This window comes from Sphingobacterium sp. IITKGP-BTPF85 (genome assembly GCF_001006065.1).
Classification (GTDB): Bacteria; Bacteroidota; Bacteroidia; order Sphingobacteriales; family Sphingobacteriaceae; genus Sphingobacterium; species Sphingobacterium anhuiense.
Window position 1 is genome coordinate 1 of sequence record NZ_ASZT02000079.1, and the last position, 24,337, is coordinate 24,337.

Annotated in this window: 27 protein-coding genes and 1 pseudogene; 18 read left to right on the forward strand and 10 right to left on the reverse strand. The window is 33.4% G+C overall.

Annotation, left to right across the window (positions count from 1 at the left end; genetic code table 11):
* Window positions 1-74 precede the first annotated feature (74 nt).
* A complete protein-coding gene (locus L950_RS15340) occupies window positions 75-479 on the forward strand; it encodes a PD-(D/E)XK nuclease family transposase (protein WP_156169704.1) in 405 nt (134 codons plus the stop codon).
* A gap of 285 nt (window positions 480-764) precedes the next feature.
* Here the strand turns inward: L950_RS15340 and L950_RS15345 are convergent, their stop codons facing one another.
* Window positions 765-1,403: a suppressor of fused domain protein gene (locus tag L950_RS15345; protein ID WP_021190874.1), complete on the reverse strand. Its 639-nt coding sequence runs from the start codon at window positions 1,401-1,403 to the stop codon at window positions 765-767.
* Window positions 1,400-1,747, reverse strand: a complete 348-nt coding sequence (locus L950_RS15350; RefSeq protein ID WP_156169705.1) for a DUF6843 domain-containing protein — start codon at window positions 1,745-1,747, stop codon at window positions 1,400-1,402. Before L950_RS15350 ends, L950_RS15345 begins: the two co-directional genes overlap by 4 nt.
* A gap of 889 nt (window positions 1,748-2,636) precedes the next feature.
* Here L950_RS15350 and L950_RS15355 point away from each other — a divergent pair.
* The 6 genes from L950_RS15355 (at window position 2,637) to L950_RS35520 (ending at window position 6,797) form a co-directional block, all read left to right on the forward strand.
* On the forward strand, window positions 2,637-3,080 hold the full coding sequence (locus tag L950_RS15355) for a hypothetical protein (protein WP_021190876.1): 444 nt from the start codon (window positions 2,637-2,639) through the stop codon (window positions 3,078-3,080).
* 151 nt (window positions 3,081-3,231) lie between these two features.
* The gene (locus L950_RS15360; RefSeq protein WP_052764423.1) at window positions 3,232-4,554 is read left to right on the forward strand and encodes a DUF262 domain-containing protein; all 1,323 of its coding nucleotides are present in this window, start codon (window positions 3,232-3,234) and stop codon (window positions 4,552-4,554) included.
* Between the two features lie 101 nt (window positions 4,555-4,655).
* Window positions 4,656-5,060: a hypothetical protein gene (locus tag L950_RS30240; RefSeq protein ID WP_197086453.1), complete on the forward strand. Its 405-nt coding sequence runs from the start codon at window positions 4,656-4,658 to the stop codon at window positions 5,058-5,060.
* 310 nt (window positions 5,061-5,370) lie between these two features.
* Entirely contained in the window at window positions 5,371-5,520 is a 150-nt protein-coding gene (locus L950_RS33455) for a hypothetical protein (protein WP_021190877.1), read from the forward strand.
* Between the two features lie 478 nt (window positions 5,521-5,998).
* Window positions 5,999-6,595 (forward strand): SHOCT domain-containing protein, encoded by a 597-nt coding sequence (locus L950_RS30245; RefSeq protein WP_021190878.1) that lies wholly within the window; start codon window positions 5,999-6,001, stop codon window positions 6,593-6,595.
* Window positions 6,596-6,662: 67 nt separating this feature from the next.
* Window positions 6,663-6,797 carry a hypothetical protein gene (locus L950_RS35520; RefSeq protein WP_262507104.1) on the forward strand — a complete coding sequence of 45 codons (135 nt, stop codon included), beginning with the start codon at window positions 6,663-6,665 and terminating at the stop codon, window positions 6,795-6,797.
* 136 nt (window positions 6,798-6,933) lie between these two features.
* Here L950_RS35520 and L950_RS15370 read toward each other — a convergent pair whose 3' ends face one another.
* The 3 genes from L950_RS15370 to L950_RS15380 form a co-directional block, all read right to left on the reverse strand.
* On the reverse strand, window positions 6,934-7,251 hold the full coding sequence (locus L950_RS15370; protein ID WP_052764425.1) for a hypothetical protein: 318 nt from the start codon (window positions 7,249-7,251) through the stop codon (window positions 6,934-6,936).
* A 206-nt stretch (window positions 7,252-7,457) separates the two neighbouring features.
* Window positions 7,458-7,907: a hypothetical protein gene (locus L950_RS15375; protein ID WP_021190881.1), complete on the reverse strand. Its 450-nt coding sequence runs from the start codon at window positions 7,905-7,907 to the stop codon at window positions 7,458-7,460.
* A gap of 8 nt (window positions 7,908-7,915) precedes the next feature.
* Window positions 7,916-8,098: a hypothetical protein gene (locus tag L950_RS15380; RefSeq protein ID WP_021190882.1), complete on the reverse strand. Its 183-nt coding sequence runs from the start codon at window positions 8,096-8,098 to the stop codon at window positions 7,916-7,918.
* Window positions 8,099-8,528: 430 nt separating this feature from the next.
* On the opposite strand from L950_RS15380, the gene L950_RS15385 reads away from it, so the two are divergent.
* The 11 genes and pseudogenes from L950_RS15385 to L950_RS15430 all read left to right on the forward strand — a co-directional run bounded on the left by L950_RS15385 (window position 8,529) and on the right by L950_RS15430 (window position 20,897).
* A complete protein-coding gene (locus L950_RS15385) occupies window positions 8,529-9,416 on the forward strand; it encodes a sce7726 family protein (protein WP_021190883.1) in 888 nt (295 codons plus the stop codon).
* A gap of 131 nt (window positions 9,417-9,547) precedes the next feature.
* Window positions 9,548-10,360, forward strand: a pseudogene (locus tag L950_RS15390) (sce7725 family protein); the annotation flags it as partial.
* A gap of 320 nt (window positions 10,361-10,680) precedes the next feature.
* Entirely contained in the window at window positions 10,681-11,442 is a 762-nt protein-coding gene (locus tag L950_RS15395; RefSeq protein ID WP_021190885.1) for an RES family NAD+ phosphorylase, read from the forward strand.
* Window positions 11,443-11,733: 291 nt separating this feature from the next.
* Complete coding sequence (locus L950_RS15400) at window positions 11,734-12,069, forward strand: hypothetical protein (RefSeq protein WP_156169706.1); 336 nt, start codon at window positions 11,734-11,736, stop codon at window positions 12,067-12,069.
* Between the two features lie 15 nt (window positions 12,070-12,084).
* A complete protein-coding gene (locus L950_RS15405; RefSeq protein ID WP_021190887.1) occupies window positions 12,085-12,861 on the forward strand; it encodes a hypothetical protein in 777 nt (258 codons plus the stop codon).
* Window positions 12,862-13,650: 789 nt separating this feature from the next.
* Window positions 13,651-13,782, forward strand: coding sequence for a hypothetical protein (locus L950_RS35525; RefSeq protein ID WP_021190888.1), 132 nt, complete (start codon window positions 13,651-13,653; stop codon window positions 13,780-13,782).
* Between the two features lie 78 nt (window positions 13,783-13,860).
* Window positions 13,861-14,763: a hypothetical protein gene (locus L950_RS15410; protein WP_021190889.1), complete on the forward strand. Its 903-nt coding sequence runs from the start codon at window positions 13,861-13,863 to the stop codon at window positions 14,761-14,763.
* Between the two features lie 61 nt (window positions 14,764-14,824).
* Window positions 14,825-17,872, forward strand: a complete 3,048-nt coding sequence (locus tag L950_RS15415) for a DEAD/DEAH box helicase (protein WP_052764426.1) — start codon at window positions 14,825-14,827, stop codon at window positions 17,870-17,872.
* Between the two features lie 340 nt (window positions 17,873-18,212).
* A complete protein-coding gene (locus L950_RS15420) occupies window positions 18,213-19,406 on the forward strand; it encodes an ImmA/IrrE family metallo-endopeptidase (protein ID WP_021190890.1) in 1,194 nt (397 codons plus the stop codon).
* 11 nt (window positions 19,407-19,417) lie between these two features.
* The gene (locus L950_RS15425) at window positions 19,418-19,972 is read left to right on the forward strand and encodes a hypothetical protein (protein WP_021190891.1); all 555 of its coding nucleotides are present in this window, start codon (window positions 19,418-19,420) and stop codon (window positions 19,970-19,972) included.
* 13 nt (window positions 19,973-19,985) lie between these two features.
* Complete coding sequence (locus L950_RS15430) at window positions 19,986-20,897, forward strand: hypothetical protein (RefSeq protein WP_021190892.1); 912 nt, start codon at window positions 19,986-19,988, stop codon at window positions 20,895-20,897.
* 737 nt (window positions 20,898-21,634) lie between these two features.
* On the opposite strand, the gene L950_RS15435 is transcribed toward L950_RS15430, so the two are convergent.
* From L950_RS15435 to L950_RS15450, 5 genes are all read right to left on the reverse strand, one after another.
* Window positions 21,635-22,174 carry a hypothetical protein gene (locus L950_RS15435; protein ID WP_021190894.1) on the reverse strand — a complete coding sequence of 180 codons (540 nt, stop codon included), beginning with the start codon at window positions 22,172-22,174 and terminating at the stop codon, window positions 21,635-21,637.
* Entirely contained in the window at window positions 22,171-22,551 is a 381-nt protein-coding gene (locus tag L950_RS15440) for a hypothetical protein (RefSeq protein WP_156169707.1), read from the reverse strand. Before L950_RS15440 ends, L950_RS15435 begins: the two co-directional genes overlap by 4 nt.
* A 230-nt stretch (window positions 22,552-22,781) precedes the next feature.
* Complete coding sequence (locus L950_RS26670) at window positions 22,782-23,597, reverse strand: abortive infection family protein (RefSeq protein ID WP_231577309.1); 816 nt, start codon at window positions 23,595-23,597, stop codon at window positions 22,782-22,784.
* A gap of 174 nt (window positions 23,598-23,771) precedes the next feature.
* The gene (locus L950_RS30250) at window positions 23,772-23,942 is read right to left on the reverse strand and encodes a hypothetical protein (RefSeq protein ID WP_197086454.1); all 171 of its coding nucleotides are present in this window, start codon (window positions 23,940-23,942) and stop codon (window positions 23,772-23,774) included.
* Between the two features lie 65 nt (window positions 23,943-24,007).
* The coding region (locus L950_RS15450; protein WP_231577310.1) for a hypothetical protein at window positions 24,008-24,337 on the reverse strand (330 nt) is incomplete at its 5' end.

The following is a 24,337-nucleotide window of genomic DNA, read 5'->3' on the forward strand; positions in this document are numbered from 1 at the left end:
AGGGTAAATTTTTACGACGGGTTTGGGGTTTATCTATTTAGAAATTAATTAACTTTGGTTAAAAGCGAAGCGAGATTGAGGTTGAAGACGAACTGGATAAAGTATTTTTTATGCTCAAGAATATGTCTACGTTAAAGACCTTGCCAAGGATTATGAAATCGGCAGTATTTCAGCGCTTCTTTCAGTTGGCCAGCTACGCAAAATTGACAAAGGAGGAACGGACTATGTATGATATTAGTTTAAAACGTAAGTGGGATGCTGAAGCAGTGCGGATGTATCAAGAAGGATTAGAGGAACAATTGGGAGGGCTAGAAAAGCAATTGGAAGAAGCTAAAAAAGCAGTTGTAAGTGCTGAAGCCCGGGGGGAGCATAAGAAAGCTATGGAGACAGCTTTGAAACTTACAAAGATAGGTTTATCAGTAAAACAAATTGCTGAGGCTACCGGACTTTCCATTGAAGAGATCGAAAAACTTAAATAGAATATCGTTCTAAAATATACAGAACCGTTTGGGATTCCAAGCGGTTTTTTTGTGGCATTTTTACATTTTATTTCCCCTTTGTTTGTTACAGTTTCGGGAAATGTCTACTTTTTCCTAAAGTTTGTCTTCAGAAACAGTAAGCGCATAGTAGTCGTACAGGGCAGGCTCCGAACAAGAGGCTAATGCTACAGCTTGTTTTAGTAAAACTAAATTAAGGTGTAAAGACATTGTTTTAAATCCTATAATTTCCATAATTATCTTATACAAAGGGTCTTCTGAATATATTTAAGCACAAATATTTGGTCTGCCAACTTTTACGATTTCCTCAATCCCAAATTGGTCAAAGCGCTCCAACAACGCCGTGGCGCCATTTTGTTTCTTAAATTCGAGCTCCTCTTTGTAAAGCGGAATTAAAGTAAAAATGGTCACGACCTCATCACTATCAAGTTCGATATGTGTGAAATCGTCAGATAGCTCCATAGAATTTGCAAGCATCACCGAATTAAAGCCAATTCTCTCCGCAAATTCATCATCATCCTCATGACCAAAGGTATGGCCAAATCCTAGCCAGGTTTCATCAGGATGAGGCAAAATCATTATTTCTTTCATCAACCGAATTGGCCAATAATTACGTTCATCCTCAAAGGAGTCATAGTCTAAGTTCCATTCTTTTGGTAACAAAATCATGACCTCAGCATAAGGAGAGAAATCAATGTCTGAAGGAACTTTCATGGGCAAAGCGCTCATGCCACAACTTAACAAAATATGGTATGGCCTGTCTTCATTTGCTTTTACAAAATACACATCTCTATGAATGACATCTGATTCAATTTCGTCAAAGACGACAATGTCTTCATTTTCATCGAAAAACTGGTCTAAATGTTTATCAATTAGTTCAACACTATTGGGTACATAATTTTTCATATCCTACGAATATTGTTTATAAAAAAAGGCGATAGACAAAAATTTCGCCTAATATACAAGTAAGGAGCAAACTGTCTACACTCAAAGGTAGCAACTCCATTAAAGTCTTGCTGTATAAGTTCAGGTATTTTTTCTGTTTTGTTCCAGTTGTTATCAACAAAATAATACTCTTGGTCTATAATACCAGTCTCAAATTTGTTTGTGAGTATCATAACTCCATTATCTGGAATTTTGTAAATCAGTCTTCCGTCTACTTTTGGAACAGTCTGTCCACAAGGCTCATTATAAATTAGCGTGATTTGACCTCTAAAGTCTTTAGGAATAAGAAAGGTCTCTGGTGTCATATGCTTTGAGGCTAAAAATAAGAATGCAAGCATTCCAGGATACCAAAGTAGCAGTGGTAAAAAGGTCGTTAGTAATTTTGTCTTTAGCTTGATTTTAGAGAGCCATACTATCAAAAGTCCGATTATAAAACTGGTCCTCCAAATATTATCCAATAAAGATTTAAGCAAGCAATCCAACTTAAAATAATCAGAATAAGTCCCGTTTTATAAACTCTCATTTTGTATTTGTCGTATTTGTAAAATTACAGATGGTTTGTGGCTTGGCGAAAATGGCAGACTGAATTTTAAAAGTGTATCACTGTTAGCATAAGAAATATAGTATTTGCTAATATACTACAAAAGGAAATAAAAAAGACTTTTATCAGCGATGAATGTATTGATTTTGAATTAATATAAAGGTGTAATGATCATTTTGATTCCTGAAACGAATCGAAAGACAAAGGCGCAATTGCAATCGGCAGTATAAATTATGCAAGGTCTGTTAAGCAGATAAAGCCGAATGTTTTCCTCTTTTTTCTCCTTTACGGTTTCCCGTATACTGGGTAAAATAAGATTACTTATCATTGCGCGCAATTGCGAAATACATAACAATTTTGCTTTTTATTTTTTAATCTTTGATTTTCAGTTTATATTGTAGATGATTTTGAAATTGTGTTTCATTATGAAAAAGTATTTGATATAAAATTGTCTATGCCTATTTGTGTTATTAGCTTTGAGAAAGATTGAATTTTATGTCCATGTATTTCAAAATGCTGTATAGTGCTAAACAATAGGAGATGTTTTACGAAGGCACATCTTAATGATGTGTATAGCGTAATAATGTTGAATATCAAATATAATCTGCATAAAGGAGAAGGTAGATATTTAAAATAATATTAAATGTGATTAAATGGAGTTACCAAATATGAGCGTACAGGAGCGGTTCAATTCGCTTAGGCTAGGTCTACAGATACCAATTCGAGAATCGTATATCGTTGTAGATTGTCTAGATGCGCTGCGAGCAAGTCTATTACAATCGATAGTCAATGAAAATTCTGACCTCATTATTGCACCCGTATTTAGTAGCCCCAAAGCACTATTTCAGTACTTACAAAACAACCGTGAACACATTATTCTCATTGAAGACGAGTTTTTTGATAAAAGGATTGAATACATTCAAATAGTAGCTGGGGCGGTTTGTGCAACAGATATCGGTGTGCCATGGCAAGTGAAATATGGTTTGGAAAAGTTTGATTTCACCGGTAAACTCATTATGATCAGTAGACATTCCAAAGCTAAACTTGTTCAAAAACACAAATTGATGTCGATATTACGAGATTGTATCGTTATTTAACGGATTATTATCAAAACTAAGGAATAGTACATACGAAATATGCATCTAAAATTTCTAGCATCTAAGTCTATAACAGATGTATAAATAAATTAGAGGATGAATTAAGAGACTAGTAAACAAGAAGAATAATTTAAAAAATATATCATAAATAATGGCTTACGAGAAACCGATTACAGTTAAAGATGCAATAAAAAGTATTCAGGAACAAGAGTTTATTTTACCAGCTATTCAGCGCGAATTTGTTTGGAATACTGTTCAAATCGAATTGTTATTTGATTCTATTTTGCGTGATTATCCGATAAGTACATTTTTATTTTGGAAAGTAAAGGGCGAGAATACAAACAAATTCAAGTTTTATCGATTTTTACCATTTTATCATCAGCGCGATAAACGACATAATGAGTTAGCAGAATTAGACGGTGAAAAAGATCGATTTGCTATATTGGATGGTCAGCAACGCTTAACCTCATTATACATCGGACTTAAAGGTAGTTATGCCTATAAATTGAATAAATATGGGTGGAAAAATGATCTTGCTTTCCCTAAAAGACAGTTGTATATCAATTTACTACAAGAAGCTGATGATGTCGATCGTAAATATGATTTTAGATTCTTATCCGAAGAAGAATTTAATAATTTCGCAAACAACCACCAAGATAAATATCACTGGTTTAGAGTTGGTGATATTTTAAAGTTTAGTGATTTTCCAGATATATTCGATTATATCGCAAATCATGGATTGATGGATACATCAAGATATTCAGCTGATCAAGGGAAATTTGCTTCAGAGACATTATCTAAGTTATATCAATATTTTACACAAAAGGAGCTCATCAATTTTTATTTAGAAAAATCAGAAGAGTTAGACAAAGTCTTACATATTTTTATCCGCGTTAATAGCGGGGGGACTAAGCTAAGTTATTCGGATTTACTACTTTCTATAGCTACAGCACAGTGGAAAAATAAAGATGCTAGGGAAATCATCCATGGTTTTGTAGATACGTTGAATAACACTAAGCAGGGGTTTAATGTGAGTAAAGACCTCGTGTTGAAAGCATGTCTTGTATTGACGGATCTAAAAGATATAAAATTTAAAGTCGATAATTTCTCGACCGAAAATATGAATTTAATTGAGGAACAATGGGATCAAGTTTCTAATTCTTTACAAACCGCAGTACAGTTAATTGCTTCATTTGGATTTAATGATAAAACGTTAACGGCCTATAACGCAATTATTCCCATTGCTTATTTTTTACATAAAAATAACTTTGGTAACGAATTTTTAAGTAGTTCGGTTCATTCAGATAATAGAAAATTAGTCAAGGAATGGTTAGTACGCGCATTGTTGAAAAAAGTATTTGGAGGTACTCCAGATAGTTTGTATCCAACCTACAGAGAAATTATTTCATCTAATCTCGGAAGATTCCCTTTAAAAGAACTCATGGAAGAGTATAAGGGAAAAATAAGTCTTTAAGTTTTGATGAAGATTCTATTGAAAACCTATTGAACACCCAATATGGTTCTGCGTTTGCATTTATGGTGTTAAGTCTACTTTATCCTTTAAACCATCATTTTGTGTTCCATCAAGATCATATACATCCTAAAAAGTATTTTACTGACAAAGAATTGATTAAGCTGGGAATTGAAGATGAGGGGTTGAGAAAGCAATACATAGCTTCATTCAACACTTTGTCCAATTTGCAATTGATACAAGAAACAGAAAATCTAGAGAAAAATGCAACACCATTTAAAGATTGGGTTGAAAATGCTTATAAAGATGACCAGTTAATTAATTATAAAAATTTACACCAAATTCCTTCAGATAATGATTTGACGATGATAAACTTCTTAGAGTTCCATAAAAATAGAAGAGGTTTATTAAAACAGAGATTAATGAATGTTTTAAATGTTAGGCACCATGTCCGAGAGGAAGCTATGGTCGACTCAGAGTTAGTTGAAATACAAACAATAGATGAATAACATCGTATAAGTTTATACTATCGTAATTTCAATATTGCTAGATTACGGATGTTGTATTTTAGCAGTAGAGTACGATGAAATTAGACTGACTGAGGATATTAATATCTTTTAATTTGCCATTTTTTATAAATGGTTAATTATGTTGAATATTCTTTCCTAATGCTTTTTTTGTGCATTGGGGAGGTTTAGGTTTGTAGTGTTGATAAAGGAAGTCGTTATCCGAAAATGCTTTTAAATAGAGTAGAAGTGAATTTTTTATACATAAAAGTAAGATAATTTAAAGAGCCTTAATGTCCAAGAGTAGGATTGTATGGAAATTGTACAAATCGAAGGTGGAAGTAAACCCAAAGGATTTTGGTTATCAGTTATAGAAACTGTATTTCATTTTGTATCTTCAGTAGGAGTCGTTAACGGCGGCGATCAACCGCTCTTAAGTCAGGGCAATATAAGAGTTTATTAACAATAGGAAGGAACGTCAGCTTAGGTATTTATTCGCACACTGTTCGGGAAGGCTTCGGGAAATGTCTACTGTGCCTCTACTGTTTGTATACTGTTTGTCTACCTTGCCTCTACAAAAACAGTAGAGGAAGGTATAGGCAGGGTAGGGAAACAGTAGAGGCGTTCCGAAAAAGGGGCGAAGCAGTCCCGAAGCATAGTCAAACAATACTCGAAGTTTCTCTACTTTAAGGTTTACTTTTGTGTGCATCACTTTCGATATAAAGAAAGATTCAAAAATGAAATGAATATTATTCTTAATTTCATTTGACGACCACGTTAACAGCTCCAGTTATCATTGTCGTAATGTAATTCTCTATTTATAAACATAAAAAAACGGTCTTTTGTCAAAAATATCTTGTTGTAAGGTTTCCCGTATAATACCAATTTAAACAAACGGTATTTTTGATCAAGATTAAATTATTAGCAATAAAAAATGAGTAATGGAAGTATTTTTAGGTTGGATATTCTTTTCGATAATTGTAGGTGCTATAGGTAGCAATAGAAATATTGGATTTGTAGGTGCATTCTTTCTCTCGATCTTACTTTCACCGTTGATCGGCCTCATATTCACTTTGGTATCAAAATCCAATGAGCAAATCGAATTTGAAAAGCAGTTGCTGTCCCAGAACAAGAAGCAGACTGATGGAATATTAAATGCCAATCAAAAGTCTTTTACAGATGAGTTATACAAACTTAAGACATTGCTGGACTCAGGTTTAATAACAAGTGAAGAGTTTGAGTCTGAAAAGGAGAATATAAGACGCAATATTCCAATTAAAAAAACAGTACTTTCTTTGTATTGTTCACAGACTCCTGGTCTTTCAGGAAAACTAAGGGTGCAGGTAGGAGATAAAGGAGATTTTGTTCCTTTACCCAATAACAAGAATGATGCGTTAGATTTCGATGTCCGTGCAGGTGAAGCGAAAGTGGTGATTAGTCCTAGTTCAGTATTTGCAAGTGAAAAGATCGTTTATCTTAAAACCATAGAAGATGAAATCACTTATTACGATATTTTCGAAATTTATAACAGATCTTGATTTTATACCAATTCTGATAATTTCTTAGATGATAATTAATACAATTTATAACTTAAATTTTAACATTATGGCACTAAAAACAGGTCCAAAAAGAATTGCTGACTCAACAGGAAAACCAGACAGACGTCAACGGGATAATAAGGAAACTCCGGGTAATACTCCGTCGTTACTTCCGCCCAAAAAACAACAAGGAAAGAAGTAAAAAAACTTGTGTAATTAAAAATGCGGAGCTCAATATTGAAAAAGCTCTGCATTACTTTCTATTTATCACGTGAATTTTAGAGCTATTCTATTATTTGCCTAAATACCTATCTGTATGGAATACTCCAAAATCAAGCTTATTCCGTTTCTTCATCCACTTCCTCTTCTTCGTCAATATCCATTTCATCTTCTCCACTAAAGTCTTCTGATATCGATCTGTCTGTGAATTGGCAGTTTTGACCTAGAATAGTTACGTTGTACTCATTGCCCTTATCACTTGTAAAGGAGCAAGAACCACTGGATATGTCTTCCGAGATAAAATGGGACTCGTCTAACCAGCCTCCATTTGGCCAATGTATAGTAACTAAGTTATCATTTTCGATCTCGATATTTAAGGTATATGAGCTATTGGTTCCCGTATTTGGGTTATAATATTCCACTGTTGCGCAGTACATTCCATCCTTATATTCATATCTGTCATCATCTTCCTCGTCTTCAGGAATGTTTTGCTGTTCAGATTTTTCATAAAATGAATTCCCATTATCTTCGGTAGAATAGACGTAGTTTTATTATTTACATCCGCTTTACAGGATGCAAATAAATATATACAAATTATGAAAATAGCCCTGATATTCATAGTTGCTAATAACCAATAACAAGATTAATTACTTCGAATTACTGGTAAGAGTTTCTCTTTTATTTTTTCATAATCCTCTTTACTAATTATTTCCAAATCCAGCTCGTCTTTTTTCTTCTTAAGGTACGCGACAGCTTCATCTCTTGTCATTGGTCTATTAATTTTAGTTGGTTTAATCTCTCTTCTTTCCAGAGCATTGTCAAACATTGTGATGGTAATATGTTTATCAAAAAGAACTGTAAAATCTTTGTTCTCTAGAGGCTTTGCATACATAAAAACGTAGTTTTCCATTCCTAATGCCCCTTTATTTAATTGAATCTTTTCTATGGTTACTTTGTACCCTTTATAATCTTCTTCAACGTTTCGCACACCTGTAAATATAGCACCCGCAGGTTTTCCATAAAACATATATTCAAAATTTCTCTTTTTGCTAAATGCGCTTTTACCTTCCCCCGTTGGTTCTCCTAATATCAACGTATCACCTACCGAATAGCTATTTGGTCAGAAGCAACATAAAGATTGATATCCATTCCGTTTTTGAATTTCTTGGCGTCTTGCTTATTTATCATCGCATCATACTTTAAAGTATCGATGACAGAGGCTTTTTGACTAAACCCTTGTTTAGTAAAAGCAAACAATAAGCCTAGGATTACAATTCTTTTCATAATTTTAAACAAAATAAGTTAATTTGGCTACATGATACTCCTATTTGGAATCATTTATAAATATATACCAAACTAACTTAATAACGCAGTAAAATTTCATATAGTTTTATTTTCAATATTTCACAGTTGTTTTTATAAATAATTAAAAGATCATCTGGTTTTTGTAGCAGGATCAACATTATCCTTATATGTCGATTGACTTATTCTAGAGGTTGGACTCACCGACGATATTGACGTTATCATAGAGGAACTCCAATTACAGACAGAGGCAATAGTTTGGAGAACAGTGGAGAGAACTTTATAAATGATACTAAATCCTGTATAATCTGTCGGTTCCACCAATCTACAGTTAATACCCAATAATCGTATTTGTATTAAAAGTTTTAAGTGTTTAAATAGATATTCAACTCTAAATTTTTAACTTTGCAACATGATCAGCATCCCAACATACGATAAAGGACAGTTGCGTGAGCTAGCTTCTATGGTGTCCCACGCGGCATTTAAGAGACTATCCAGCTCGAGCAATCAGTCTTCGTATATACAGCGTATGAAGAAATATACGGGATGGAAAGAGATGAGCACTGAGCGACCAACAAAATTAGGCGACCTTATCGCACACTCTTATCAGATTCTCGAACAGCACTATAGACACGAGTACCTCTACAAGAATAAGCTGTTAAACGATTATGTACAGAAGAAGTATGCCCTCGATGATACCATACTTCTCAACGAGTTTCGGGTAGGTCAGTCTATCGCTGATGCCGTACTCGTGAATGGTACCAATAAAGTCTTTGAGATCAAGACCGAACTGGACAGTCCTGAGCGTCTACAAAGCCAGCTCGAGGACTATTACAAAGCCTTTACCGAAGTGTACGTATTCACACATACCACACTAGCAGACAAGTATCTTAATCTGTTGCCCGTGCATGTAGGACTACTATTGTATACAGCCAATGGATCGGTCTATGAACTACGAGCAGCAACAGCACGTACCGAGTCGCTGGATAACACCTTCATGATGGGATCCTTACGGAAGCCCGAGTATACCAAGCTTGTAAAGCAGCTGGTCGGTTTCATTCCTGAAGCTACACCTGCGTTTTACTACAGAAGCTGTTTGGAAGTTTTGCGCCAGTTCCCAGTTGAACAAGTCCAGAAAGAATATTGCAACATTTTAAAACAGCGTATAGATCACCAGACCAATACCTATCTGAATGAAGGTGAAGTGCCTGCTTATATGAATTTCTCCTTCTACCAGTCGCAATTCAATAAAAAGTCGTATCTTACAATGATTAATAATCTAAGTAAGAACCTTTTATAAATAGCCTATATGTACTTTCCATATCTCCGAGGCAAACAATTTGAATTGATTGCACTACGTGAATTAGTATCGCTTCCTTTGGATTCTGATAAGATAGTTCCTATCATAGAGCCAGTAAAAGTAATTTATCCTCCCTAAGGACAGCCCTAAAAGTATTAAGTACAGCCGGAATAAGGGTACAGTTGATTGTAAATCCAGAATTTGGAGATTTAAAGAAAAACAGTGAACCAATTTTTGGGCTCATACAGGAATTCAAACAGCTAGGAGTTGAATCAATCATACCTACATATTTAATAAAAGCTGATCGAGACAGCGTATTTGCTCGCGAAAGTATTGTTGAACAAGGATTTGAAGGTTCAGGCTATGCCTTAGTTCATTTGAATAAGACAAATGATATCCAAGCCCTGAGTGAATTTACAAAACACACGAATTGTCTTTTCAATACCATTCATATAAATAGTCTATTTGGGCTAAAGCGTAAGTTCGACAATATATCTCTTTTGAGCGATTACTTCAACAAGCAAACCAAGAATACAGATTATATCTCCATACCAGAAGAAGTCTTCTCCACCGATTACTTGGATTATAAAGCTGAAGGCTGCTTAGCTTTTTCAGATTATCAAACCATAGGCAGTGGATTTACTGAAGGCGGAGGACCTGCATATGCAGTAGCTATACATCTTACGTTTAAGCTTGAAGGAGATGAAGATATTCGAATAGGACATTTTGTTTCTACCACCAATGGAGGAACATCAGATCCAGCAGGTAAGTACTTTGAAGCATTAGAAGAATTGATTCGTTTTGTTGACGAAAACAACATTCCAGATACGATGGCATTGAAAGAGTTTCGTAACCATTACAACAAGCAGTCATTTTCAGGCTTAGGTGTAGTGAAGAAATTATCAATCATGCACCATATCGAATTGATGCAAGGACTTATCTAAAATCTATTTCTAAATGAATTGCTGTGTCAATTGCTTTGCCGACCAAGGGTTGCGAAGTAGGATAGAGGCGGAGTCAAAAGGTCGTGGATCATGTGATTTCTGTTCGTCAAAGGATGTGCCCATATTAGTATGTGAGGGGTTGTCAGATATGTTTGAGCAAATATTTGTTCTTTACACCAACCATGCTACAGCTATACTATCCTTAAAGAAAGATATATCTGTTGCTTTACACGAACATATAGACCACTATTGGCCAAGTTTATTTAATCAAGACCTGCTTAAAACAAAGGACATTAAGCATCTAGTTAACCAAATAGGACGTGGGGTGGGGCGGCTACGAGGATATTTTATTTGAACAGCCCGTAGAGCTTCAGATCTATTTAAATGGCAATGTCGAGGACGAGGTTTATGATTTACAGTATGACACCTTTGCAAAAGAGATTAAGGACCAGAATCGTTTCTTTATAAGTCAAACCTTAGATCTTGATCTTCTCGAATCTGTGTTTTCCCGATTTGCCAAAACCTATCCTAAAGAGACGCTTTTTTATAGAGCTAGAATTAGCGAAGATGAACTTCCCTTAGATAAATTAGGAAAACCACCAAAAGAAATCACTACCCCTGGCAGAGCCAATCCTGTTGGTATTCCTTACTTGTACATCTCCGATCAAGAGAAGACGACACTTTATGAGACACGAGTTTCCTTACACGAGTCGATTACGGTGGGTACCTTTGTCTTACATACACCGATCAGTGTGATTTCACTCAAAGACATAGCTCTTTACGGTCCATTTGAGATACAGGATAGAGGTTTTGAAATCGAAGAGTTTATTAAAATACGATCCTATTTATTAAAACTGGAAGAAGAGTTGTCAAAGCCCGTGCGCAAGCAAGATGTAAATCTAGATTATTTGCCGACGCAATACCTTTGTGAGTTTATCAAATCATTAGGATTTGATGGCGTAGAGTACCGAAGCGCAATGGCTGAGGGAGGATATAATTTAGCCGTTTTTAATGACAAGAATTTAGAATGTGTAACGGCAAAGCATTACCAAGTTAAGGTATTGAAATATGATTGGAAGTAGCAAAATTGATTGGGGTAGTCCCGAACGAAGTCAAACAACACATGAATTTTATCCCCTTTACGGTTTCCTTTATATTAAGTAAAATAAGATTACTTATCATTACGCACAATTGCAAATTACATAACTATTTTGCTTTTAATTTTTTAATCTTTGATTTTCAGATTTTTTAAATTGATTGTATTGATCTTCTTCATGATAAAAAAACTTAATTTTTAAAGAATGAATTTACTGATTATGAACCAAAAATTACTACGTTTGCGTTTTATACAATAAAATGAAGGGGTAACAAATGTGATGCTTTTGAGTGATTATCTTTACAATTATAAACTCAGAATATATGCAAACAAAAATCTACGCAGGGGAGCTAACTACCCAAGAAACATTAGAGTTGGCACAAAACATTCATTCTTTAGGACTGAAATTGATACGGATCCTGTATCTTATGAAAAAGTCACAAGATTAAGTTTAGATGCGCTCAACGAGAAAGAAGAACAATTTCTTCCAACATTAAATTGTACTTTCCGTCTGCATGATGATCCTGAACATCATTTCTGGTATCATGTTATAGAAGTTTATGATAAAGAATCATTTATGAATTTGTTCCAAAATAATATTTACCCTAGATAATTCTCTTCAAAACTTATGATTAGTTACAACAGTGATAATAAAGAAAAGTTCTTTAAAATTGACATAGGAATAGGGTTAGTTCTAGTGGTTATTAGTTGCTCTTTAATACCAGTATATGTTATATATAGTATTTGGAAATGTTATGGAATTAATGATGGAGAGGGTTATAATAGTATAAATGCTGCCATTGCTTTAGTTGCATTGATATTTAATATTTTAGCTGTAATTTTTGTTTTTGCTACTTACCAAGATGCGAGAAAGGTTGCAAAGGACAACACAAAAAATACAAATTTCAATAGAGTATTAGATATTCTATACAAACAATTAGAATACACGTTGAAAAACTACGAGGCAGAAACTCAGATAACCATTGGACAGAGATCATTCACTTCTTATAAAGATTTGGTATCAGATTTTAAAGATAGTGTGCAGGTAAATTTTGGAACTGGTGCTTATTTAAAAATGAAAGTAGAAACGCTAAAAAAGTATGAGAAAGTCTTAAGGTTTTTGAGTTTAGAATTAGAAGTATACAGTAAAGTTATTACAAGTAACAACCTCTCTATAGAAGATAAAGATTTCTTTACAAAACTAATAGCCGACAATCTTGATAAGAAATTGAGAGAAACAGTTGGTCTGTTTCAAAATATATTTTCTCATTTTCAAAAGACAAGTACTTATAAAGAATTAAAGGAATCAAATGCTAATCTAATCAGTAATATCGAATTTGATTTAAATTTAGTTTTGGATTATTTGAGAATCCCGAGAAATGAAGACCTTGATTTTCTAGAGTAAAATCTACTTCGAAAAGAATTGAGTTTAATTTCAAATGTGTTAAGAATATCATAGTTAAAAAAGCATATCTGAGAGAAAAATATTTCGTATGTTCTTTTCTTAGCTCTCGTATATTTCAGTGGAAATCGACTTTGATACATGTTTAACTGTAAAAATTATATAAGAATAATATCTTTTTTTTCTCGTTTGTAAATTGATTTTCTAAAGTTATCAACATCAATTGTGTGTTGATTATTAGTTTAATACAAATATTACACTTGCGTAAAGCCATATATTGACTATGATTTTCCACCAGTGTTGATAAGTCAAGTTACGGCTTCAAAATATAATTTTGATATTTGTTGTTAAAGAATAAAGCTAAATAATAATGTGATTTTAAGGATTAGTTTGGATTCGAAGCTGGCCTTCTTTTAAATTCAGGTTTAAAATTTATAAATATAAATAAAGTAGAATAATTAGATAGAAAAATAAAAAGAGGAAATGATATTAAAAGTAAGAGCTAAGTGTTGGACCACCTAGCCCTCTGAAATTTTTATCATTCGTACTTAGAAAAGTAGATGAAAGTGTTTTCGTAATATTTGAACGCGAAATAACGCAATTTGTTTTGCAATACCAAGAATAAACTACGGGAAACCGTATTAATACTTTCTCTTTTCTAACGACAATCGGGTATAGCGGCATACCGATTTCCTTTACAGCCAGCCACGTTATTTATAGGACTATTAATGTGTTATCAGCAACTCACGAGGTTTACTGTAAACACCCTGTGTATTTTTAATATAGTAGATTATGGCGAACAAAACAATAAAAATAAAGATAGGTAGAGATGCTGAAACCGGACAATTTATTCCAGTAAAAGAGGCCGAAAAGAGACCTAGAACTACCGTTGTGGAGACTATTAAAATTCCAAAAAGGAAATAATAGTAATTTTTAATATTAACAGGGAGTCAAAGCTTCCTGTTAATTTGTTTATCAGCTGTAGAAGTTAAAAGAAAGAAAATGAAGATTCAAGGAAAGAGAATACGTAATGTACAAAAGTATTTAGTAGATATAGAAGAAGGAGCGAGGTTTAGAATAGCGCTGCTGATGCCAAATGATTTTGAAGAAAGAGTGATTAACGCCGGATTTGATGACTTAGAGTCTGGTATTCAAATCTTACCAAATCTTGTTGGAAGAAGAAGTCGATTTAATGCTGAAGGTGGGTTTATTAGTCATAAAGATAGAGAAAAAGAGAAAAAATATCGGGAAGGTGTAATAACGGACTGGCATGGGAATTCGCACACGGTAGATATTCCCTATTTTAGATATCCAAGAACGGAAATTCCACCGCCAAGTATCGAGCTTGCTGTGGTGGAAAACGATCAAAATGAACTTTTAATTGTTTCACCAGATTTAGTTAAGGATCCGGCTAACTATGTCGATATTTTGCATATTGTTAATTTGTTTCTTGAGCTTTTTGGAGAGTGTGATACGGTAGGTGATGATAATAATGGCATAGTTGATTTTCAAGTTCCAGTTAGAAGACTTAATTGGACAGTTTTGCCTGGAGGAGAATATCCTTGGGAGAGATTGAGGAATAATGTCGAAGTACTCATAGATAGGGTTAAAGAAAACTATCAGCCAATAATTAGACAACGATTTGAAATAATATCTAGTTATAATCCAAACTTTGTTGCAATAGGTAGAGCAGGGTTCAATGGGTATGTGGTGTTTGGATTTCCACATAGGGAATTCTTTGTGCTCGAAAGTATTTTTCATAACAATGCTACTTATGTATTAGGTAATGCTTGGGTGGAGCTCTCGCAGTTTACTAAAGCTGATTTAATAGCTGAAGAACTATATGAACAACGATTTGAACATCGAGTAAATTGGCCTGAAGATATTAGAAATCTATTTAGTTAAATTACTATTTAGGGGCTTTTTTGCGTATTGATAATATTTGTTTTTTAGTATTTTATTTTAGATGTATATGATTAAGACTAGACTGCCAAGAGTTTTAGATATAAAATATAGTAAAGGAGGGAATCGGATTATTCAGCATTGTACTAACGAGGCTGTTTTGGAAGATTGTGTTATTGAGAATAATACTCCGTTTACAATTAAAAGTGGTGAAGATGTTTATGTAATTACTACAGATAGGAATTTTGTTTCTGATGAATACTCCTTTGTAATACTATCCTCTAGAAAACCTACGAAAAAGGATTTTGAAACAGAGAATTTAAATTTGATAGAGTGGCTTAAGCATCCAGCAATTGTTCCATCTATATGTGAAGAAGTTACTGCGTCTTGGTCTGGAAATTTCTTTTTTATAAAAGAAGACATTGAAAAGAATATAATTGGCCTCCGCAATCCTCAGCTAGGTGCAGTACATTCTATTCTTGCTCATGGATATAATCAAGATGATATCGGTATAATAGTTATGCCAACTGGTACGGGAAAGACTGAAACTATGATTAGTTCGATGGTGGCTACTCAAGTAAACAAGCTCTTGATTACCGTTCCATCTGATTCATTACGTACACAGCTTTTTGAAAAGTTTCTCACGTATGGTTTATTAAAGGATTTTGGTGTGGTTGGAGAATCTGCTATAAATCCTCATGTGGGAATCTTATCTTCTGGAATAGATACTGAAAAGGAATTAGAAGAATTTATTTCAAAAAGTAATGTAGTTGTCACAACCATGGCAATAGCAGCTAACGCTAGTCCAGAGCAGAAGGCGTTAATGTCAAAAATGTTTTCACACTTTTATGTAGATGAGGCGCATCACTCCGAAGCCGATACTTGGCAGGAATTTATTTCGCATTTTGAAAAACACAAAGTGTATCTTTTTACTGCGACCCCATACAGGAATGATGGAAAGCGCTTAAAAGGGAAATTTATTTTTACTTTTTCACTTCGTAAAGCACAAGAGCAGGAATATTATAAAGAGATCCAATTTCTACCGATTAGAGAATATGATCGCGCTAAAGCTGATCAAATGATTGCAGATAAAGCCGTTTCTATATTAAGGGCTGATATCAAAAATGGATATCCACATATTATTCTGGCTCGGTGTATGTCTAAATACAGAGCTGAGGAGGTTTTTCAATATTATTCTCTTCATACCGATCTTAATCCAGTGGTAGTTTACAATAATAGACCAGGTTTAAAAAACACTTTAGAGGCAATTAAAGCAAAAAAACATTCTATTATAATTTGTGTAGATATGTTAGGAGAAGGTTTTGACCTTCCCGAACTCAAGATAGGAGCTATTCATGACGAACGCCAAAGTTTGCCAATTACACTGCAATTTATTGGTCGTTTTACTCGAACAAGTTATAAGAAATTAGGAAAGGCGAGTTTTGTTACAAATATGGCATATCCGCCAATTAAAGAAGAGTTGGATCAACTTTACGCAAAAGATGCTGATTGGAATCTTTTATTACCAATGTTGAGTGAGGGGGCAGAGCAACAGCAAATTGATTTCAAAAAGTTTTTAGATGGTTTTAGACACCTTGAGGATTCTAAGATACCGTTTCAGAATATTAATCCAGCATTAAGTACCGTGATATATAAAAATGATGGTGATTCTTGGTATCCTAATAATTGGAAGGAAGGAATTAAAAATCTGAATACCTATGATCACCAATATTCAGATTATAATGCAGAAGAAAATACACTAGTTATAATTTTAGGTAAAGTAACTCGTGTTGAGTGGGGAGGGTTTGACACTGTTCAAGATTTATCATGGGATATAATCATTGTGTTCTGGGATCGACGCCCTGAAGTAAATCGTGTTTTTGTTAATACATCGATCAAAAACTTTTCTTCTGAAAAATTACTAAATGTGATTTTTAAAGGTAATCAGGCTAAAATAACGGGAATAAACGTCTTTAGAATATTTCATGAGGTTCATCGATTATCACTTTTCAATGTTGGGGCAAGAAAAGGTGTAGGTCAGGATATCACTTTCCAATCTTTCTATGGTAAAGGTGTGCAAGATGGTTTGCAGATGTTAGAGCAGGGGACGCTAATAAAGAATAATATTTTTGGAGTAGGATATAAAAATGGAGACAAGATATCCTTAGGCTGTTCTGTTAAAGGAAAGATCTGGTCATATCTTAGAGGTAATATACAACAACTTACAGGATGGTGCCGATCTGTAGGTGACATTGTTAATGATTCAAGTATTAATCCAAATACAGTTTTAGAACACACTCTTCAAGTTGAAACTATCTTTTCTAAACCTAAAGTAAAAGCGATTTCAGTCGATTGGAGCCCAGATATGTATAAATCTTCTGAGAGTAGATATGAAGTATATTTAAATGGTATTAGGTCATATCTTTGGGAATTGGATATTGATGTTGTGGAGTATGACGGCGACAATTTGCGTTTCATGATTTCAAATGATTTGAATAGTGTTCAATTTGATCTCGTACTGTCTAATAAAAAGGTAAATGGTGAGCTGGAGCCAAGGTTTGATATATTGAAAATTAACAATACAACTGCGACTATACTCATAGGTACAAAGACTGAGCAACTTGTTGATTATTTAAAGAATGTAACACCTCTCTTTTGGTTTGCTGATGGTAGCCAATTAATGCAGAACCAATATGTTAAACTTAGAAAACAGGCGGATCATATTTCATTGGATCAAATCATTGATCAGGCTTGGCCAGGTGTTAACCTTTCACATGAATCTCAAGGAATAGATCCTTATGTGCAAGACTCAATTCAATATAAATTCATTCAACAGATTCGAGACGAGTACGAAGTTATCTATGATGATGATGGCAGTGGTGAGATCGCAGATATTATAGGTATAAATAATGGTGAGGATCATATCGATGTTCATCTTTACCATTTAAAATATGCACGACAAGGAAAAATTGGAAATAATATAGAAAATTTCTATCAGGTCTGTGGACAGGCTCAAAAATCGCTTAATTGGAAGTATCGATCAGGGAAGGAATTTGAACATATGTTCAAAAGAAAGATAAAAAAAATAAAGGGAATGAATGTTCGAGGCTAATTAAAGGCACAGAAAATGATTTAGAATATTTGTTAAATGCAGCGAAATGGACTAAAGAACTTCGATTCCATATTAATATTGTCCAACCAAGTCTGAATAAAAGAAATGCATCTTCTGATATCCTTCAAATCTTAGGAACAACCTCACATTATTTACATACTGTCGGAAATGTTCGGTTAAAAGTTTATACAAGTTAATTTTTCTTAATGAAGAACTGCGTTTACATTATAATGTATTCAATCTAAGTTGTAATGATATTTTAAAAATAAAGGGTATTTACCCTTTATTTTTAAAATATATCAAAATATTCCATATCTTTGAAGGGTAAATACTTTTAATTGTGAAAAATATAGATGTAGACAAACTCCTTCAGGATATATTTGACGACGATGTGTCGTTAGATATAAAGGGACGTTTTGAGGAAAAGATAGAAGAGTACGGAGTTACAAGAACTAAAGCTTTAAAGCTTTTGGCTATTGATAAAGATGTGTTTGAGGATATCGTGAACGGTACCGCCAAACAACCCAATCTCATTCATGTCGTCAAGATAGCAGAGTTTTTAGAGGTAAATGTTGATGAATTTATCCAAGTTGTTTTAAAGAATCAGAATGCCGAAAATATAGCCACTATAGATCGCGCACGTAAGGTGAAGTTTTTGATGAAGAATTTTGATATCAAGACCCTCACCAAAGAAGGTTTTTTTGAAAATATAAATGACATTGATTTATTAGTGGATCGGGTATTACATTACTTTGGGTATGATTCAATCCGTCAGTTTGAAGAAGAGTTGGTTGCACCTCTCTACAGTAGAACCAAGCGTAAGTTTTCAGACAAGATGAAAGACTTTTGGGTGCGTTCAGCATATCAGACTTTCAAAAAGGTTGATAATTCCAACGAATATAATCGGGAAAGACTGAAAGACGTCATTATCAATATGAAGCCATACTCTCAAGATGTCAAAAATGGTCTTTACACGGTGTGTAGAGCGCTATATAATATCGGAGTTACGGTTATATTTCAGAATTACCTACCGATGACTCATGTAAAAGGAGCCACATTTATCATCAATGATAAGCCATGCATTGTATTGACCGATTATTTGAAAAAGTACCCCACAATCTGGTTTACACTGTTACACGAGTTACATCATGTTTTGTTTGATTATGATGCGATCAGAACCAATAAATACCATTTGTCAGACGATGAAGATCTATTCTTGATCGAAGACAAAGCCAATAATTTTGCAAGAGAATATTTTGTTACGAAGAATGATTTCGACTACATCAATCCATACATTAATAACCCATACATGGTAGAGCGATTTGCCAACGAAAAGGAGATACATCCTTCATTGGTCTATTCATTCTATGCTTGGTATCAGAACGAACTTTACGACAAAAAATATTTTAATGTATTTAAAGAGTTTTATCCAGATTATAAAACAGCTTTATCCAAGTTAAATCCCATCGCGTGGAATGCAGATAGTGTAAAGGAAAGTAGTGACAAAATTAAAGCAGTATTTGAAATTAATTAATAAATTATAGTATGGAAGAAGAAAATAAAAAGAAGATTCAGGAACAGGAATCAATCATTAAAGCAGATTTAGAACGTCTTGAGCTTCTACAGCGTGCGCATGAGAAAAAAGGCAAACAATTGACCATTGACGGGGAAGTAGGTAGCTTAAAGGAGATAGATGAGCTTCGTGAATTGGTTGGTAAACAATTAGAAAATCCGGCGGAGAAGTACAATGTTTATTATAAAGGTATTCAAAAACTATTGATAGATCATTTACCAAAAGGAGAAGAAGCTAAAGAAATGCGCGATATCATTTATGATGAAAAGAATATTTTTCTAAATTTAGGCAAGCGCAAGTCGGATGGTAAAGGTACTCGTGGTTCTGATGGACGTATGACATTTCAGCCCATAATGAATGAAATTTTAGATATTGTTATTAGCTGGGTAGGCAGTTCACAAAATCCATTTGATATATATCGAGATTTCTACATGTTGAATGAAAAGCATGGCTACCTGCATGAAGAGTATGATGATTCTACTAAAGGTGTAGCAAAGGCAATGTTAACATTGGCTGAGGATAAATAAATCAACAGCCATCATGAAATTATTAGAATCGATTATAAATGATCTTGTTAGTACGAGTACTTCACTTAATGATCCACTATTAAAGACGAAAGTACTTGCGACTAGAATTAGAAATGCTCAAGTACTTCTGTGGGTTGAAAGTGAACTAAGTGGATATAAAGACAAAGACGAACTTCCAGGATACAGAAGGTCAAAAGGTATTTTAAAAGGTAGTTACCTGAACGGATATGATCAATATTCTAATGTAGATATTCCAATTGCTCACCTTGATATCAAGATGATTAAATCTTTAACTGCAATTTGCAGTCTCGATAGTGTATCATCTATAGAAGAATTAATTGGGAAGAAAGGTGTGAAAATTAGTGTAAATGCTTATCAGAAATACTATGTTGAGAACTCTATTCGGGAAATAGGAAATCCTTATTTTCAAATATCAAGTATATATTTAGAAATACCAGCAACTTTTCTAAATAATATTGTATCAAATGTTAGGTCAAAATTATTGGAATTCATGCTTCAGTTGGAACAGGAATTTGGTGTAGAAGCAGATATCTTAATATTAGCAAATAATAACAATGTAATCAATCAAATTATGAATACAACAATTAATAATTCGGGTGACGGAGCTATTATAAATAATGGCGATAACAATAAGGTCGAGGCTAACATCAATATTACTAAGGGCAATAAAGAGGCTCTAAAAGATTTTTTACTTGCAGAAAAATTGCCTTCAACAGATGTTGATGATTTGTTGAAAATTGTAGATAAGACAACCCCAGTTTCAAAAGAAAATTTTGGTGAACCTGTAAATAGCTGGATGCATAAAATGCTTGGTAAAGTACTAGACGGTTCTTGGCAAATTGGTATTGGGGCTGCCGGTAATGTTTTGGCTCAGGCTCTTCAGTCGTACTATAATATTAAATAATGGATAAGGACACTATTAATTTTAGTCAATGGAAGCTCATCAACAGTAATTGGTGTCGTAATAATCGTAATTTGTTATTGGCTTTTTAAACTTTGGAGTTGTTAACTTCATCTTCCGACTAGAGACTGTAACGTAAACTGTGTCAATGGAATAATTCAATAAGATTTTTTATATTTAATCATTCAAACGACATGGTCATGAAAGAAAAGACCCCATTCGACTTTGAACGCTTCAAAGAGGAAGCTATGCAAGGTCTTTATAGCGGGAAGAGTTTATCTCCCAACGAGGGCGTTCAGGCGCCCATAATGAAGTATTTACTTCGATGATGGATGGCGAGCTAGAGAGTCACCTTCAGGACGTAAGGCATTAAGTAATTCCAATCGTCGTAATGGTAAGACCAAAAAGATTGTCCGGGGCCTTAATACAGGTGCTTTTGAACTAGAGTCTAGACGGGATAGATCCAGTGCATTTGAGCCAAAGGTAGTTCCCAAGCGTCGTATTCATAAAAAAAATGCTGAACGCATACACATCCAGCATTTCAAATTTATTTGTTAAGAATTATCCTACTAATCCATCACTTCCTAAAAGAAACTTTTTCATAATAAATGTATTTAGTTAATGAATTTTTTTATCCTACTAATCCGTCACTACCTAATTTGAATTCTCTAATATATCCCATAGTGATTTTTAATTATTATTTATAATCAAAATTAGTCTATTAACTTGATTAATACAAGTTAAATTTTGTTAAAACTTAATCCAAACCCTTGTTTAGGTAAAAATAACCCTTTTCTATGTCTTCTGCTCAACGTATTTTCGATATCTGTATGTATTTCTTCAAAGTCATTTATAAGACCTACACTAAAAAACGTAACTTGAACATTTTTAGCGTGAGCCACGGTTACATCTACATTTTTTGTTATTGTATTAAATTTTAGAAGTTTTACATTTTCTCCTTTTAATGAATAGGTATTTTTAATTTTCAAGTAAACTTTAAAACTGTTTTTTCCTTTAATTGGAACTTCATGAATATATTTAATTCTTCCAATTTCTTTAACTTCTTTACTGCAATCTTCTAAAGATACATCAATATCATCGATTTTAAATGACAAGAGCTCATTTCGTTCTTCTACCCCTTCATCATCTGTCATTGAATCTGTGTAAGATATAATTGATGAATTTGCTTCAGAATCTAAAATAGCAAAATATTCAATTGTCTGAGTATAACTAATTAGTAACTCATCTGTTAAATCATGGATATTGATTGTTACAATCATATCTTTATTATAATGATGTTTTTCTTTTGGAAATATGAATTTAAAATTGTATCCTCCAACTCTTCGCTTATTTCAGGGAACTTTTTTGAATAAATAATTTTAGATATTTCTTTCCACAAATCTTGTAGGTCTTTTCTATTTTTTAAAAATTCACTTCCTGAAACGATTTTTTGTAGTTCTTCCTGAAACAATCCAGTAAATTGTATAGATTTTAAAACACCTGCGAATATACCTGATGTTAAACTAATAAATCCTATTTTTTGAAGAATTTCATTCCATTTTTCGGAAAATGGAGAGTATGATGTGTTTGGAAATAATATAAATATTACTGCAAGTAATAAATATATTATTGTTAGATTTTTTTTAATCCATGTCATATATCTTATTGAAAGTAATTGTAATTGTGTTTTTATTATTTTAGCGTGAAAATTCAACTTTTGAAGTTGATTATTTTTCCAATTTTTTATTTTAAACCAATTGATCTTGTTTATCAAGGCGATTTTCTTTTAATATTACAGCAAATGCAAATTAATTGAATAAATTTAAGAAAAAAAGTCAATGTAATTGACTTTTTCGGAAAAGAAAGCAGAAACTTTAAATTTTAGCCTTAACCTCCTATTGCGCTAAACCGTGTTAGTTGCTGCTCTTTTTTTTCATTCAGTTGTTCTAGACTTAGATAGAATATTGCTAATTCACTCGATGCAGAAACTGCAAGCTTTATATATACTATATCTAATGATTTAAATTCAGGAAGGTGCCCATGTCCTGTTCCATATGAGTTTCTTAATTCTGTTATTCCGTGAACAATGTTCGAAAATCCGCTTAGTATCTTCGCAACTGATGTCTTCGCCAATTCTATGTTTTCAACTTCAAAAGGAACTAAATCAATTTGTTTATTGGTTTCTTTTACCAATTTTGCTATGTCCCAGTCTTTACTAATCTCTATATTAGCTTTATTCAAAATATGTTTGCAACAAGTCTCAATCAATTCCTTTGAAATTCCTAAAGCAACATGCGGATTGTTTTCAATAGAATTGTTCATAAGGCGAATTTGCTTATTTACATATTCTTGAGTTAGAAGTTGCGTAATCTCTTCAGCTTTTTTGTCAATTTGCTTTTTATGTTCATTTTTCAAATATGGTCTCCAGCTAATACTACGAACAAAAATTCCGTCTGATTCTCCAGCTTCCGTTATTGCAGATTCAACTGCTGAAGTTTCTGCAGCATAATCAACAATTATTCGATGTGTTTTTAAAGGTACATTTATCGTTACTTCATACATATAAGTTTCGACATCACTGTCCATTGAAAATATTGTGTCAATGTATGTTTGGTCAATTTCACAATCGTTCAAAAAATTAGCAGCTTTTATCTCCCCGAGTTCAATTAGCCATTCAGAAATATGTCCTTTTAGTCCGCTCATTTGTTTTTTAGTTTTGTTCATTAGAGGTGCAGCTAACGTTTTCGCGCTTGGAGCAGTGGCCTAGTGGCTGATTTCGGAGCAAAAATTCGTCAATAAGACCTGAAATTGTATAGAGACGTTTAGTTCAAATGTACTCGTTATCCTATGCAATATAAAGCTCGTGTTAATGATTAGTTATTTTTTTGGTAGTTTTTGAGCTGTTTCAATATGTAATTTTACTACCCTGTCTTTTGCTGTACCGGTAACCCAATTTCCTCCAATGGTTTTGTTATGTTCTTTAATTAGTATATTGAAAAGGATTAGATCCTTTGTAGTCGGAGTACGGTTAAAATGCATTTCAGCCAATTTTTTTATTGAGGAGCTATATCCACCATATGCCCATATTTGTTTTGTCGTTATCTTATCAATCTTTAGAATAACCTCTGATTCATTATTTTTAAAATAACCAATTCCTGTTTTATAGCTGCTAATATGTTTTTTGTTTTGCTCGCAAATTCAATAAACTCAATGTCATTGAAGAGCTCAAATAAATTAATAACAACTTCACAATCGGGAACTGTGTTGTCTATTTCAAATATTATTCCTTGTTTACCAACAGGGGGAACTCCTCCGTTAAAATTTTCAGCAACAGACTTGTTAAATGTCCATGAAGAATATGTTTCAGGTAATTGCATAGTCGCGCCAAGAATCACAGAATTCATTCCTGTTAATGCCAATTGTGGATATACTGGTGATATTGA